This is a genomic window from Limnobaculum zhutongyuii, assembly GCF_004295645.1.
GTDB lineage: Bacteria > Pseudomonadota > Gammaproteobacteria > Enterobacterales > Enterobacteriaceae > Limnobaculum > Limnobaculum zhutongyuii.
Map to the genome: position 1 here is coordinate 3747183 of NZ_CP034752.1, position 15753 is coordinate 3762935.

Below are 15753 nucleotides of genomic sequence, written 5' to 3' on the forward strand. Positions count from 1 at the left end.
CTCACCAAAACACCTTCGGTGTTGTAAGGTTAAGTCTCACGGTTCATTAGTATCGGTTAGCTCAACGTATCGCTACGCTTACACACCCGACCTATCAACGTCATAGTCTTTAACGTTCCTTCAGTGGACTCTGGGTCCAAGGGAAGACTCATCTCGAGGCAAGTTTCCCGCTTAGATGCTTTCAGCGGTTATCTTTTCCGCACGTAGCTACCGGGCAATGCCATTGGCATGACAACCCGAACACCAGTGGTGCGTTCACTCCGGTCCTCTCGTACTAGGAGCAACCCCTCTCAATCTTCCAGCGCCCACGGCAGATAGGGACCGAACTGTCTCACGACGTTCTAAACCCAGCTCGCGTACCACTTTAAACGGCGAACAGCCGTACCCTTGGGACCTACTTCAGCCCCAGGATGTGATGAGCCGACATCGAGGTGCCAAACACCGCCGTCGATATGAACTCTTGGGCGGTATCAGCCTGTTATCCCCGGAGTACCTTTTATCCGTTGAGCGATGGCCCTTCCATTCAGAACCACCGGATCACTAAGACCTACTTTCGTACCTGCTCGAGCCGTCACTCTCGCAGTCAAGCTAGCTTATGCCTTTGCACTAACCTCACGATGTCCGACCGTGATTAGCTAACCTTCGTGCTCCTCCGTTACTCTTTGGGAGGAGACCGCCCCAGTCAAACTACCCACCAGACACTGTCCTCAACCCGGATCACGGGCCAAAGTTAGAACATCAAACATTAAAGGGTGGTATTTCAAGGTTGGCTCCACGATGACTGGCGTCACCGCTTCAAAGCCTCCCACCTATCCTACACATCAAGGCTCAATGTTCAGTGTCAAGCTATAGTAAAGGTTCACGGGGTCTTTCCGTCTTGCCGCGGGTACACAGCATCTTCACTGCGAGTTCAATTTCACTGAGTCTCGGGTGGAGACAGCCTGGCCATCATTACGCCATTCGTGCAGGTCGGAACTTACCCGACAAGGAATTTCGCTACCTTAGGACCGTTATAGTTACGGCCGCCGTTTACTGGGGCTTCGATCAAGAGCTTCGCTTACGCTAACCCCATCAATTAACCTTCCAGCACCGGGCAGGCGTCACACCGTATACGTCCACTTTCGTGTTTGCACAGTGCTGTGTTTTTAATAAACAGTTGCAGCCAGCTGGTATCTTCGACTGGCTTCAGCTCCATGGGTAAACCACTTCACCTAATGCCAGCGTGCCTTCTCCCGAAGTTACGGCACCATTTTGCCTAGTTCCTTCACCCGAGTTCTCTCAAGCGCCTGAGTATTCTCTACCTGACCACCTGTGTCGGTTTGGGGTACGATTTAATGTTACCTGGAGCTTAGAGGCTTTTCCTGGAAGCAGGGCATCAACTACTTCACCACCGTAGTGGCTCGTCATCACGCCTCAGTGTTAATAAGCAATCGGATTTACCTAATCACTCCACCTACACGCTTAAACCGGGACAACCGTCGCCCGGATAGCCTAGCCTTCTTCGTCCCCCCTTCGCAGTAACACCAAGTACAGGAATATTAACCTGTTTCCCATCGACTACGCCTTTCGGCCTCGCCTTAGGGGTCGACTCACCCTGCCCCGATTAACGTTGGACAGGAACCCTTGGTCTTCCGGCGAGCGGGCTTTTCACCCGCTTTATCGTTACTTATGTCAGCATTCGCACTTCTGATACCTCCAGCAGACCTCACAGTCCACCTTCGCAGGCTTACAGAACGCTCCCCTACCCAACAATATTTTCATATCGCTGCCGCAGCTTCGGTGCATGGTTTAGCCCCGTTACATCTTCCGCGCAGGCCGACTCGACCAGTGAGCTATTACGCTTTCTTTAAATGATGGCTGCTTCTAAGCCAACATCCTGGCTGTCTGTGCCTTCCCACATCGTTTCCCACTTAACCATGACTTTGGGACCTTAGCTGGCGGTCTGGGTTGTTTCCCTCTTCACGACGGACGTTAGCACCCGCCGTGTGTCTCCCGTGATAACATTCTTCGGTATTCGGAGTTTGCATCGAGTTGGTAAGCCGGGATGGCCCCCTAGTCGAAACAGTGCTCTACCCCCGAAGATGAGTTCACGAGGCGCTACCTAAATAGCTTTCGGGGAGAACCAGCTATCTCCCGGTTTGATTGGCCTTTCACCCCCAGCCACAGGTCATCCGCTAATTTTTCAACATTAGTCGGTTCGGTCCTCCAGTTAGTGTTACCCAACCTTCAACCTGCCCATGGCTAGATCACCGGGTTTCGGGTCTATACCTTGCAACTTGACGCCCAGTTAAGACTCGGTTTCCCTACGGCTCCCCTATTCGGTTAACCTTGCTACAAAATATAAGTCGCTGACCCATTATACAAAAGGTACGCAGTCACACCCCAAAGGGTGCTCCCACTGCTTGTACGTACACGGTTTCAGGTTCTGTTTCACTCCCCTCGCCGGGGTTCTTTTCGCCTTTCCCTCACGGTACTGGTTCACTATCGGTCAGTCAGGAGTATTTAGCCTTGGAGGATGGTCCCCCCATATTCAGACAGGATGTCACGTGTCCCGCCTTACTCATCGAACTCACAATCTGTGCATTTTGGTGTACGGGACTATCACCCTGTACCGTGCGACTTTCCAGACGCTTCCACTAACACACAAACTGATTCAGGTTCTGGGCTCCTCCCCGTTCGCTCGCCGCTACTGGGGGAATCTCGGTTGATTTCTTTTCCTCGGGGTACTTAGATGTTTCAGTTCCCCCGGTTCGCCTCATACGACTATGTATTCATCGTATGATAGTGCAACGAATTGCACTGGGTTTCCCCATTCGGGTATCGCCGGTTATAACGGTTCATATCACCTTACCGACGCTTATCGCAGATTAGCACGCCCTTCATCGCCTCTGACTGCCTAGGCATCCACCGTGTACGCTTAGTCACTTAACCTCACAACCCGAAGGTGTCTCGAAAGACAACATTCTAAAGTTGCAAACAATTGAGAGACTCGCTCAGTCCACTACATGTCAGTGTATTACTCATGTATGGCTGAGGATTCAAATTTCAGCTTGTTCCGGATTGTTAAAGAGCATAATACTTCACAGCATACTGTTGCCAATATACTCTGAAGTATTGATTTACAGGACTAAATGGTGGAGCTAAGCGGGATCGAACCGCTGACCTCCTGCGTGCAAGGCAGGCGCTCTCCCAGCTGAGCTATAGCCCCATGTAGTCACGTACAGATACCTTTTCAGTTACCACTCGTAAAAGAGTTAATTCTTTCTCAGGCAAGGCATGCGACCGGGAAGTTTACATCAGTAAACGACCGCGAGCATAACGCAGCATGAGGAAGAATTTGGTAGGCCTGAGTGGACTTGAACCACCGACCTCACCCTTATCAGGGGTGCGCTCTAACCACCTGAGCTACAAGCCTATAAAGGTATTTCTGCTCGTTATTCTTCATCAGACAATCTGTGTGGACACTGCACGCAACTGCATATCTTTCAGGTAAGGAGGTGATCCAACCGCAGGTTCCCCTACGGTTACCTTGTTACGACTTCACCCCAGTCATGAATCACAAAGTGGTAAGCGCCCTCCCGAAGGTTAAGCTACCTACTTCTTTTGCAACCCACTCCCATGGTGTGACGGGCGGTGTGTACAAGGCCCGGGAACGTATTCACCGTAGCATTCTGATCTACGATTACTAGCGATTCCGACTTCATGGAGTCGAGTTGCAGACTCCAATCCGGACTACGACGTACTTTATGAGGTCCGCATGCTCTCGCGAGGTAGCTTCTCTTTGTATACGCCATTGTAGCACGTGTGTAGCCCTACTCGTAAGGGCCATGATGACTTGACGTCATCCCCACCTTCCTCCGGTTTATCACCGGCAGTCTCCTTTGAGTTCCCACCATTACGTGCTGGCAACAAAGGATAGGGGTTGCGCTCGTTGCGGGACTTAACCCAACATTTCACAACACGAGCTGACGACAGCCATGCAGCACCTGTCTCAGAGCTCCCGAAGGCACTAAAGCATCTCTGCTAAATTCTCTGGATGTCAAGAGTAGGTAAGGTTCTTCGCGTTGCATCGAATTAAACCACATGCTCCACCGCTTGTGCGGGCCCCCGTCAATTCATTTGAGTTTTAACCTTGCGGCCGTACTCCCCAGGCGGTCGACTTAACGCGTTAGCTCCGGAAGCCACTCCTCAAGGGAACAACCTCCAAGTCGACATCGTTTACAGCGTGGACTACCAGGGTATCTAATCCTGTTTGCTCCCCACGCTTTCGCACCTGAGCGTCAGTCTTTGTCCAGGGGGCCGCCTTCGCCACCGGTATTCCTCCACATCTCTACGCATTTCACCGCTACACATGGAATTCTACCCCCCTCTACAAGACTCTAGCTTGCCAGTTTCGGATGCAGTTCCCAGGTTAAGCCCGGGGATTTCACATCCGACTTGACAAACCGCCTGCGTGCGCTTTACGCCCAGTAATTCCGATTAACGCTTGCACCCTCCGTATTACCGCGGCTGCTGGCACGGAGTTAGCCGGTGCTTCTTCTGTGGGTAACGTCAATACATGGTGCTATTAACACCACATCCTTCCTCCCCACTGAAAGTGCTTTACAACCCTAAGGCCTTCTTCACACACGCGGCATGGCTGCATCAGGGTTTCCCCCATTGTGCAATATTCCCCACTGCTGCCTCCCGTAGGAGTCTGGGCCGTGTCTCAGTCCCAGTGTGGCTGGTCATCCTCTCAGACCAGCTAGGGATCGTCGCCTAGGTGAGCCATTACCCCACCTACTAGCTAATCCCATCTGGGTTCATCTGATGGCGCGAGGCCCGAAGGTCCCCCGCTTTGGTCTTGCGACGTTACGCGGTATTAGCTACCGTTTCCAGTAGTTATCCCCCTCCATCAGGCAGATCCCCAGACATTACTCACCCGTCCGCCGCTCGTCACCCAAGGAGCAAGCTCCTCTGTGCTACCGCCCGACTTGCATGTGTTAGGCCTGCCGCCAGCGTTCAATCTGAGCCATGATCAAACTCTTCAATTAAAAGCTTGATGCTCAAAGATTACTTTCAATAATTCAAAATGAATTACTGTCTGGTCACTCTTTAAGACTTGGTATTTTTTTGTGTCGTTACACCGAAGTGTAATGACGTGAGATACCGTCTTGTGAGTGCCCACACAGATTGTCTGATAAATTGTTAAAGAGCATGGCCGACAGAAAGCTGCGCTTCCCGCGGCACGGGCTGCGTATATTACGCGAATCCGTTTCAGAGTCAAGTGTTAAAACGTCTTAACGTTAACCTTAATTCTCTGACTGACGACGTTATCCGTTGTCAGTGGAGGCGCATTATAGGGACTCAAAATCTTCTGGCAAGTGTTAATTTTAAAATAGATGCTAACCGTTCATTTATTCACCAACGGAATGACATGCGTCAAATGATATATTCACAGTGAACAAACGATTTCACTTCATGTTGTCTTCACACTATCCCAATAAAGTCAGTGAATTATTTGCATAATCATATTGAAGAACCCGATGCCATTTACCTTCGTACATCCAGCAATCGTTTTACCTCTAGGCTCATTTTTTGCCAGAAGATGTTCTCTGACTGGTTTAATTGCTGGCAGTATGGTACCTGATTTTGAATATTTCTTAAGAATGGAGGTTAAAAGCCTTTACAGTCATTCGCTATCCGGTATTTTTCTGTTTGATCTTCCCGTAGCCCTGCTATTAAGCTTTATTTTTCACGGCATAGTCAGAAATAGTTTAATCAATAATCTGCCTCAGTTTTTATACTGTCGTTTATCTTATCTGACCCGATTGGACTGGCCTGCTTATGCGAATAAGCATAAATCCGTGCTTCTTGGTTCTATTATGCTTGGCATCTTTTCTCACTTACTTTGGGATAGCTTTACCCACAAGGATGCTTTCTTCGTCAATTATCTTCATTACTCTTCGGTCAATATCGAACTATTGGGCTATTCGGTTCCTGTGCACAAACTATTGCAGCACTTAAGCACACTGTTGGGCGGATTAACTATTCTTATCTATTTGTGGCTCATGCCTAAAGATAATAAAACCAGCACTCATATTTCATTAAACTATTGGTTAGTCGTTCTCGTTCTGTCATTCGTTATTTCTTTTATAAGAATTACGTTGATATACCCTGCCATTTCACCAGGTATGGTTGTGGTCACTAGTTTGTCTGCTCTTATGATTTCATTAACACTCACACCTGTAGTGTTAAAGATAAAAAGAGCCCGGAAATATTCTTCAGGGCTCCTGGATTAAACTGATTAAGGATCAGGACATCACGCATTCTTTTAATAAATGGTCCAATGCCAATACCGATAATCGCTCCTCATCTTTATCCTCGTTAAACTGGCTCAAAGCATACCAATTTAATTCTTGTTCAATAAAGTTATGTATCTGTACTAATTTTTCACCGTATTGAGATTCGGTATTTGCTCGTTTAACTTTCAGTAAATAGTCGATTTCACTTAGTAACGCTTTGTCTTCAACGATATCCAGTAACAAAGAAAACGGCATTGGCGGTACGGTTGCTCGTTCATCTATCCACTTAACCGCCAGCAGTGGTCGTAATACATAGAGATATTTTTTCAGTCGAACCGTATCTCCTTGCAAATAGCCACGAAAGTTCTTTTTTGCCATCGATAAATAGTGATAACGCGCTCGTAAACTTGAGAAGTGCTCAACCGCCAGAGTACGAAACTTATCCATAAAATCACTATCCTCACGATAAACTATCGGTGAATCCAGCCATTCTAATAATGTCGGGTTAGCCTTTTTTAATAAACCCAGTGCTTTACGTAATTCCCAGCCGCTGATATCCAGTTCATCATCCAGTGGACGCTCTATCACATCCCGCCCAGGTTCAACGGTCAGATACCACTCCGCTTTATGTACATAGATAAATCGAACATCATAATCACTATCGGTTGAAGCAAATCCCCATCCTCTACTTCCAGATTCACAGGCATACAAAACTTTGACATCAAACTTTACTTCTATCTCTTCCAGTTCATTCAGGATGCGTTTTTTCATCTCTTCCGATACAGGATGGTCATCAACAGGTAAATCTTTACGATTCGTTAGCAATCCCTTTTTCATTACCATTCTCCTTTTTTATTGGTTATTGCTTACAATGCTATGGTAGGTATTGCAATCGGCTTGCCAACTTTCTCTCATCATTAAAAATACATTTAATCTTTTGTTTTAAATGGAAATTAAGACAAGCACTTTAATGCTGGCGAATATTAACAATATAAGATAATTTATTTCTTCAGATAATATTTATATTCAGGGATAAGATATGAAGCGGGTTGCGATCGGTGTATTAGGTACCGTTTTGGATAAGCGCGGCAAGCGGGAGAACCGCTGGAATAAATGGCGTCCAACCGTAGGAATGTGCCAACAACCTGATTTGCATATTGACAGGCTCGAGTTGATTCATGCCGCCAGAGATCGGGGAATGGCCGAACAGCTGGTTCAGGATATCCAACTGGTATCGCCACAAACTGAAGTTAAGCTCAATACCATTACCTTAAACGATCCCTGGGATATTGAAGAGGTATATACCAAGCTATTAGATTTTTCTGAACACTACCCTTTTGATACCGAAAATGAAGAGTATTTAGTCCACATCACCACAGGTACTCACATTGTACAAATCTGTTGGTTTTTACTTACAGAAGCCCGTTACCTCCCAGGTAAGCTAATTCAAACTATGCCGGACAGGCACAATAAGAACGATGAGCATCCGGGTAATCCTGAAGGCAATTACGCCATTATCGATTTGGATTTAAGTCGTTACGATCAGATATCAACTCGTTTCCAACAAATCAGTGAAAACTCGGTCTCTTATTTAAAAGCGGGGATTGCAACGCGTAATGCCACCTTTAACCGTCTGATTGAAGAAATTGAACGTGTCGCCATTCGTTCTACTGCACCAATATTAATGGTGGGCCCTACCGGCGCGGGTAAATCATTCCTTGCCCGGCGTATCTATGAACTTAAACTGGAACGACATCAAATAAGTGGTCGATTCGTTGAGGTTAACTGCGCTACGCTTCGGGGTGATAGCGCAATGTCGACTTTGTTTGGTCATGTTAAAGGTTCGTTTACCGGTGCTCAAACAGACCGCCCTGGCCTGCTGCGGGCCGCTGATAACGGCATGTTATTTTTAGATGAAATCGGGGAACTGGGGCTGGATGAACAGGCAATGTTACTGAAAGCCATTGAAGAAAAAAAGTTTCTTCCTTTTGGTAGTGATAAAGAAACACAAAGCCACTTTCAACTGATTGCAGGTACTCATCGGGATTTACGCAAGCAGGTTAGTGAAGGTTTATTTCGTGAGGATCTGTATGCCCGGATTAACTTATGGACTTACAAACTTCCAGGTCTGGCTCAACGCAGTGAAGATATTGAACCCAATCTGGATTATGAACTGGCTCGTTTTGCTCGTGAACAGGGAGAGCAAACACGTTTTAATGCCGAATCTCGCCGTAAATATCTCTCTTTTGCCACCTCATCCGAGGCGCTTTGGTCAGGCAATTTCCGTGAATTGAGTGCCTCCATAACCCGTATGGCGACTCTGGCTGAATCAGGAAGAATTAGTGATGATATTGTAAATGATGAAATAAAGCGTTTGCAGGAAAGCTGGGGATATAACACTAAACCACTTTTATTGCCGGAACTGGATCAGCCAATAGATCTCTTTGATCAGTATCAACTGCAAGCGGTTATAGAAATCTGTCATGCCAGCAATAGTCTGTCTGAGGCGGGAAGGAAGCTATTTGCCGTTTCCCGCCAGCAAAAACAGAACCCAAATGATGCAGACAGATTAAGAAAGTATCTTTCTCGCTTTGGCCTTAGCTGGGAAGCACTAAAAAGAGACAAAACAGAAACCTGATTATTTTCCGCTCACCGCATCAGATAAACAGCCAAAAAAAGAGGGTGACATTTGTCACCCTCTTTTAATTGGTTACTACTGATTATTGCTTAGCAACAATCTTGTCACCCTCAACATCCAGCACTACCGGTACCCCTGGTAATAACTGGCCAGAAAGAATTTGCTGTGCCAGCGGGTTCTCAATTTCCTGCTGAATAGCCCGTTTCAACGGACGTGCACCATAAACCGGATCGTATCCTTCTTTGGCTAACAGATCCAAAGCCGCTTCGGACATGCTGATGACATAACCGCGATCGTCCAGGCGTTGATACAAACGCTGCAACTGAATGCGTGCGATGGATTTAATCATGCTCTCACCCAGCGGATGGAATACCACCGTTTCATCGATACGGTTGATGAACTCCGGACGGAAGTGATGACTAACTACGCTCATCACCAACTCTTTCATTTCACCATAATCCAACTGACCAAAACGCTCCTGAATCATGTCTGAACCCAGGTTGGATGTCATGATCACCACTGTATTGCGGAAATCAACGGTACGTCCCTGACCATCGGTTAAGCGACCGTCATCCAATACCTGCAACAGGATATTAAATACGTCCGGATGCGCTTTTTCCACTTCGTCCAGCAAGATAACTGAATATGGACGACGGCGAACCGCTTCGGTCAGATAGCCACCTTCTTCGTAACCGACATAGCCCGGAGGTGCACCTACCAGACGAGAAACGCTGTGTTTCTCCATAAATTCTGACATATCGATACGCACCATGGCATCATCACTGTCAAACATAAAGTTAGCCAGTGCTTTTGCCAGCTCGGTTTTACCTACCCCGGTTGGTCCCAGAAACAGGAATGAACCTATTGGTCTGTTTGGATCGGATAAACCAGCCCGGCTACGACGAATTGCATTCGATACCGCTTCAACCGCTTCATTTTGACCAATGACTCGCTGATGCAATTGTTTTTCCATGCGAAGCAGTTTGTCGCGTTCCCCTTCCAGCATACGATCGACCGGAATACCCGTTGCTTTAGCCAGTACCTCAGCAATTTCTGCATCTGTCACTTTATTACGCAACAGCTTCATGGTTTTGCCTTCAGAGCTTTCCGCCAGCGCTAACTGCTTTTCCAGTCCCGGAATGGTGCCATATTGCAATTCTGACATTCTGGCCAGATCGCCTACACGGCGAGCCTGTTCCAGAGAAGTCCTTGCCTGCTCCAGATCGGACTTAATGGTCTGTGTACCAGAGACCGCCGCCTTTTCCGCTTTCCACTCTTCTTCCAGCTCAGAATATTCACGCTCTTTCTGCTCTAACTCTTCGTTTAGCATTTCAAGGCGTTTCTTGCTGGCTTCATCAGACTCTTTCATCAATGCCTGCTGTTCCAGCTTTAACTGAATAATACGACGATCCAAACGGTCTAATGACTCAGGTTTAGAATCCATCTGCATACGAATGCTGGATGCAGCTTCATCAATCAGGTCAATCGCTTTATCCGGTAACTGACGATCGGAAACATAGCGATGTGACAAAGTCGCCGCCGCAACAATAGCCGGGTCAGTAATCTGCACATGGTGGTGCAGTTCGTAACGTTCTTTTAAACCACGCAGGATAGCGATGGTATCTTCAACGGTTGGTTCTGCGACATAAACCTTCTGGAAACGACGTTCTAACGCCGCATCTTTCTCAATATATTGACGATATTCATCCAGCGTTGTGGCACCAACGCAATGTAACTCACCGCGAGCCAGCGCTGGTTTGAGCATGTTACCGGCATCCATCGCGCCATCGCCTTTACCGGCACCAACCATGGTGTGTAATTCATCGATAAACAGAATGACGCTACCTTCCTGTTTCGCCAGATCGCTCAAGACGCCTTTTAGACGCTCTTCAAATTCACCACGATATTTTGCACCGGCGATCAGGGCTCCCATATCTAACGAAAGCACACGCTTATTCTTCAGCCCTTCAGGTACTTCACCATTCACAATACGCTGGGCCAAACCTTCAACGATTGCGGTTTTACCAACGCCCGGCTCACCAATCAATACCGGGTTATTTTTAGTACGACGCTGTAATACCTGAATGGTCCGACGGATCTCTTCATCACGACCGATCACCGGGTCCAGTTTTCCCTGTTCTGCCCGTTCAGTCAGATCGATGGTATATTTCTTCAACGCCTGACGTTGATCTTCTGCACTCGCATCATCCACGCTTTCACCTCCTCTTAATTGATCAACCGCCTGAGTTAACCTTTCACTGGTTGCACCGGCTTTTTTCAACAGATCGCTTAACTGACCGCGTTCCTGTAATGCAGCAAGAACAAACAGTTCGGAAGAGATAAATTTATCGTTACGCTTTTGAGCCAGTTTGTCGCACAGGTTCAGAATACGAACCAGTTCATTAGATGGCTGAACATCACCACCTGCGCCTTCCACTTGTGGGGCGCGACTTAATGCATCATCCAGGTCGCGGCGCAACCGGTTAACATCAACTCCCGCAGAAGTTAATAATGGACGAATACTCCCACCATCCTGACTGAGCAAAGCGCTCATCAGATGAATAGGTTCTATAAATTGATTATCACGCCCTAACGCTAATGATTGAGCATCGGCCAGAGCGAGTTGAAATTTGCTGGTAAGACGATCCAGACGCATAACACCTCCAAAAAACAGATCAACAATATATGTTGCTATGCCATATAGATAAGGGTGCGAATGCGTTTTTCAAGATCAAAGTCAATATAAATTTTTAAGATGGGTTCACAGAATAAACAACTGATTCAATATCAATAAATTAATCAAACCAAATCAGACTAACCATTCTACCGGTGTCTCTTTCACGCCGGTATGAAAAAAAGAGTTCAGGTTGGCTAACCGTACAGTAGCTGCCGCCATAAATTTTTTGTATACCCAGAGATTGAAGGCGCTGACGAGCCAGCAGGTAAATATCAGCCAGATATTTATCGGCTCTGGGGGTAAATGCACTATCTGCAAGTGGATTTACCGCCATAAAAGCATCACGAACTTCAGGCCCGACCTCAAACTGTGTTGGACCAATTGCTGGCCCTAACCACGCGATAATGTTATCCGGCGTGGTGATAAAGTTTTCAACCGTCCGTTCAAGAATTCCCGCCTGAAGCCCTCGCCAACCTGCATGAGCCGCCGCAACTTCATCACCTTTTAGCGAACAAAATAGCACCGGAAGGCAATCGGCGGTCATGATGGCGCACGCTTTACCCGGCGTACGGGTATAGCTGGCATCAGCACGTAAAGATGTTGGTGTATTTTGCGTCAGGGTTAATACCTCGACGCCATGAACTTGTTCAAGCCAGGTAATATCGCCGGAAAGGTCCAGTTGCTGCGCTAAACGCTGACGATTCTGTCGCACATCCGTTGGTTCATCACCAACATGGTTTCCCAGATTCAACGTATCATAAGGAGCCTGGCTAACACCGCCATTACGCGTAGTGCTAACCGCTTTCACTCCAGCAGGTGCTATCCATTCCGGCGTTATTAGTGGGATCATTACCAGTTCAGCTCATCTTTAAAAAGTTCAGTATCAGCCCGTAGCGCAGCGATCAGTTGTACCATATCTTCTGGTAATGGCGCATGCCATTCCATCAGTTCACCGGTAATTGGGTGATACAAACGCAGCATAATGGCGTGCAGTGCCTGACGGTCGAAAGAGCGTAATTGCTGTATAAAGGCTTCAGACGCACCTTTAGGTGGACGAGGACGACCACCATATAACGGATCACCAACCAGTGGGTGGGTAATATGCGCCATATGCACACGGATCTGGTGAGTTCGGCCCGTTTCCAGACGTAAGCGTAAGCGAGTATGGGCGCGGAAGTGCTCCATAATGCGATAGTGAGTCACCGCTGGCTTACCCATAGGATAAACTGACATATGGGTACGCTTGGTTGGATGACGCGCAATCGCTGCATCGACTGTACCACCACCGGCCATAGTACCAATCGCCACCGCTTCATATTCACGGGTGATTTCTCTGGCCTGCAACGCTTCCACCAAACGAGTCTGAGCTGGTACTGTTTTTGCCACTACCATTAAGCCAGTCGTATCTTTATCCAGACGATGAACAATACCTGCCCGGGGTACATCAGCAATTTGCGGATAATGATGTAACAAAGCATTTAATACCGTACCGTCAGGATTACCGGCGCCCGGATGCACAACAAAATCCCTTGGTTTATTAATAACGATAATATCGTCATCTTCATAAACAATGTTTAATGCAATATCTTGCGATTCCCAACGTACTTCTTCTTCGATCAGCGCATCAATTGCGATACACTCACCACCCAAAACTTTTTCTTTAGGTTTGGCGATTATTTGACCGTTTACTGATACACGCTCTTCCAAAATCCATTCTTTTATGCGAGAACGTGAATAATCAGGGAACAATTCGGCCAAAGCCTGATCTAATCGTTGTCCGAGTTGTGACTCGGCAACTGTTGCTGTGAGTTGTACTTGCTGTGACATAAAATAACTTCTTAAGTTTTAAGTTGGGTTTTCGCGGCAATGCCGTTTAAAATAATGTGCTATTGTAACTGGTACTCACCGGAAGCTGAATGGATAGCTTCCAGAACAACACTCTGAGGATAAGCAAAACGTCATGATGCGTATGAAATATTTAGTGGCCTCTGCCATATTGAGCCTGACGTTGGCAGGTTGCTCATCGGACACTGTCCCCGATAATCCGCCATCGGAAATGTATGCAACCGCGCAAGAAAAACTACAAAGCGGCAACTTCCGGGGCGCCATCACAGAACTGGAAGCGCTTGATAACCGCTATCCATTTGGCCCTTACTCACAGCAAGTGCAACTGGACCTGATCTACGCTTATTATAAAGCAGATGAGTTACCAATGGCACAGGCCACTATCGATCGCTTTGCCCGTTTAAACCCTACGCACCCTAACATTGATTATGTTATGTATATGCGTGGTTTAACCGATATGGCATTCGATGGTAATACCGTACAAGATTTCTTTGGTATTGACCGTTCGGATCGCGATCCGCAACATGCTCGCGCCGCGTTCCGCGACTTTACTCAGTTGGTGCAAAACTTCCCACAAAGCGCCTATGCAGCGGATGCTCAAAAGCGTTTAGTGGCGTTGCACAACCGTCTGGCTAACTACGAGCTTTCCGTTGCGCAATATTACACTAAGCGCGGCGCTTTTGTTGCAGTAGTTAACCGCGTTGAGCAAATGATGCGTGATTATCCTGATTCTAAAGCAACGCGCAATGCATTACCGTTAATGGAAAATGCATATCGGCAGTTAAATTTGGCGTCTCAGGCGGATAAAGTCAAAAAGATTATCGAAACTAACGATATCAAAGGCTGATTTGCTTTAATAATCCCTTCGGTTAATCGCTATGTGGGCAATGCATAGCGATTAACTTATTACTTCTCTTCCTTCTCTGTCATCTGCTGCTCTATTCCTCTCTATTTTCTCACAATAAATTTATTTCCTGATATTTACAATATTCATGAAACTCGCTAGGTTATTGCGGATAACCCATATTTATTGAATAAATATTCATTATAAGAGAGAGAATTATGGACAGACGTACGTTATTAAAATCATCAGGATTACTACTGGGTGGATTAACTTTTGGTAATTTGGCCACCGGCGTCGCCAGAGCCAGCCAGGATAATCAAACCGCCAGTGCTGCAAAAATTTTACCGACACCAACCAAAGAACAACCGCTGTTACTTAACTTTAATGAAAACTCTCTGGGAATGTCTCCTAAAGCGCAGCAAGCGGTGGTGAACGCCTTACCTCAAGCCTTTCGCTATCCGGATGCTGCCAGAGAGCAGTTAATTGAAAAAATAGCTGAAAGCCACAAACTACAGGCAAAAAATATCTCATTAGGTAATGGTTCATCAGAATCCATTCAGGCTGTGGTTCAAATGGCTATTTATCAGGCCCAGAAAGCGGGTCAGAAGGTTCAGGTTATTGTTCCCGATCCAACCTTCAACTATGCCGAGCTGTATGCCAAAGCGCTTGGTGTTGCCGTTATTAAAGTACCATTAAACGATAAGCTGGCGTTTGATATTGAAGCAATGAAAAAGATTGCGGATGAATTCCCTGGTTTATCCATTGTGTATCTGTGTAATCCGAATAACCCAACGGCGACCATTACACCAGCCGATCAGATTGATCCCTGGATTAAAGCAGCATCGGAACGCACTTTGTTTCTGCTGGATGAAGCCTATGCCGAATTTGTCACCGATCCGCGTTTTCACAGCGGTATCGAGCTAATTTTAAAACAGCATAAAAACGTGGTGGTAACTCGTACCTTTTCTAAAATTTATGCATTAGCAGGCCTGCGTATTGGTTACGCTGTTGCTCATGAAGAGATTATTGCTCAAGTTGAAGATTTTATTTCTCTGGATAATACCAATGCTGCGGGTGCGGTTGCGGCACTCGCCTCTCTGGACGACAAGACTTTCCTGACTATCAGTAAAACCTCCGTAGAAACCGCCCGTAAGATTGTTACCAATGCGCTGGATGAGCTGGGTCTGGAGTATTTGCCTTCACAAGCTAACTTTATCTTCCACAAAGTTCCGGGGGAAGTAAAAACCTATCAAGACAGAATGAAGGAATACCACGTGTTTGTTGGCCGCGAATTCCCACCGGCTAAAGGCTGGAATCGTCTGACGCTGGGTACACCAGAAGAGATGACAACGTTTGTCAGCGTACTGAAAGAGTTTCGCAGTAAAGGCTGGGTCTGATTACGATAAATCAGATATAAAAAAAGGGCTTAGCATTGCTAAGCCCTGTATATAACTAATAGCTTTTG

At 46.8% G+C, this 15753-nt stretch carries 8 protein-coding genes, 2 tRNA genes and 2 rRNA genes; 4 read left to right on the plus strand and 8 right to left on the minus strand.

All coding sequences use genetic code 11. The features are described 5' to 3' along the window. Positions 1-25 precede the first annotated feature (25 nt). The 4 genes from EKN56_RS16705 to EKN56_RS16720 all read right to left on the minus strand — a co-directional run bounded on the left by EKN56_RS16705 (position 26) and on the right by EKN56_RS16720 (position 5033). Positions 26-2931: ribosomal RNA gene (locus EKN56_RS16705) — 23S ribosomal RNA — on the minus strand. 201 nt (positions 2932-3132) lie between these two features. Next, a tRNA-Ala gene (locus EKN56_RS16710) sits at positions 3133-3208 on the minus strand. 130 nt (positions 3209-3338) lie between these two features. Continuing rightward, a tRNA-Ile gene (locus EKN56_RS16715) sits at positions 3339-3415 on the minus strand. 75 nt (positions 3416-3490) lie between these two features. Beyond that, positions 3491-5033 (minus strand): 16S ribosomal RNA (locus EKN56_RS16720). The 16S and 23S rRNA genes sit together here with 2 tRNA genes alongside, the layout of an rRNA operon. Before the next feature lie 492 nt (positions 5034-5525). On the opposite strand from EKN56_RS16720, the gene EKN56_RS16725 reads away from it, so the two are divergent. Next, a complete protein-coding gene (locus EKN56_RS16725; RefSeq protein WP_130592840.1) occupies positions 5526-6281 on the plus strand; it encodes a DUF4184 family protein in 756 nt (251 codons plus the stop codon). A gap of 12 nt (positions 6282-6293) precedes the next feature. Here the strand turns inward: EKN56_RS16725 and EKN56_RS16730 are convergent, their stop codons facing one another. Then, positions 6294-7121, minus strand: a complete 828-nt coding sequence (locus EKN56_RS16730; RefSeq protein WP_130592841.1) for a nucleotidyltransferase domain-containing protein — start codon at positions 7119-7121, stop codon at positions 6294-6296. Between the two features lie 202 nt (positions 7122-7323). Between EKN56_RS16730 and rtcR the strand changes: the two genes are divergently transcribed. Beyond that, positions 7324-8922 carry an RNA repair transcriptional activator RtcR gene (gene rtcR / locus EKN56_RS16735; RefSeq protein ID WP_130592842.1) on the plus strand — a complete coding sequence of 533 codons (1599 nt, stop codon included), beginning with the start codon at positions 7324-7326 and terminating at the stop codon, positions 8920-8922. An 82-nt stretch (positions 8923-9004) separates the two neighbouring features. On the opposite strand, the gene clpB is transcribed toward rtcR, so the two are convergent. The 3 genes from clpB to rluD form a co-directional block, all read right to left on the minus strand. Then, positions 9005-11578, minus strand: a complete 2574-nt coding sequence (gene clpB, locus EKN56_RS16740) for an ATP-dependent chaperone ClpB (RefSeq protein ID WP_130592844.1) — start codon at positions 11576-11578, stop codon at positions 9005-9007. A 139-nt stretch (positions 11579-11717) separates the two neighbouring features. Next, complete coding sequence (gene yfiH / locus EKN56_RS16745) at positions 11718-12449, minus strand: purine nucleoside phosphorylase YfiH (protein ID WP_130592846.1); 732 nt, start codon at positions 12447-12449, stop codon at positions 11718-11720. Beyond that, the gene (gene rluD, locus EKN56_RS16750) at positions 12449-13426 is read right to left on the minus strand and encodes a 23S rRNA pseudouridine(1911/1915/1917) synthase RluD (RefSeq protein ID WP_130592847.1); all 978 of its coding nucleotides are present in this window, start codon (positions 13424-13426) and stop codon (positions 12449-12451) included. Before rluD ends, yfiH begins: the two co-directional genes overlap by 1 nt. Before the next feature lie 133 nt (positions 13427-13559). Here rluD and bamD point away from each other — a divergent pair, with 133 nt between their 5' ends. Both bamD and EKN56_RS16760 read left to right on the plus strand, forming a co-directional pair. After that, entirely contained in the window at positions 13560-14291 is a 732-nt protein-coding gene (gene bamD / locus EKN56_RS16755; protein ID WP_130592849.1) for an outer membrane protein assembly factor BamD, read from the plus strand. Between the two features lie 215 nt (positions 14292-14506). Beyond that, positions 14507-15685: a pyridoxal phosphate-dependent aminotransferase gene (locus EKN56_RS16760; protein WP_130592850.1), complete on the plus strand. Its 1179-nt coding sequence runs from the start codon at positions 14507-14509 to the stop codon at positions 15683-15685. Positions 15686-15753: the final 68 nt, after the last annotated feature.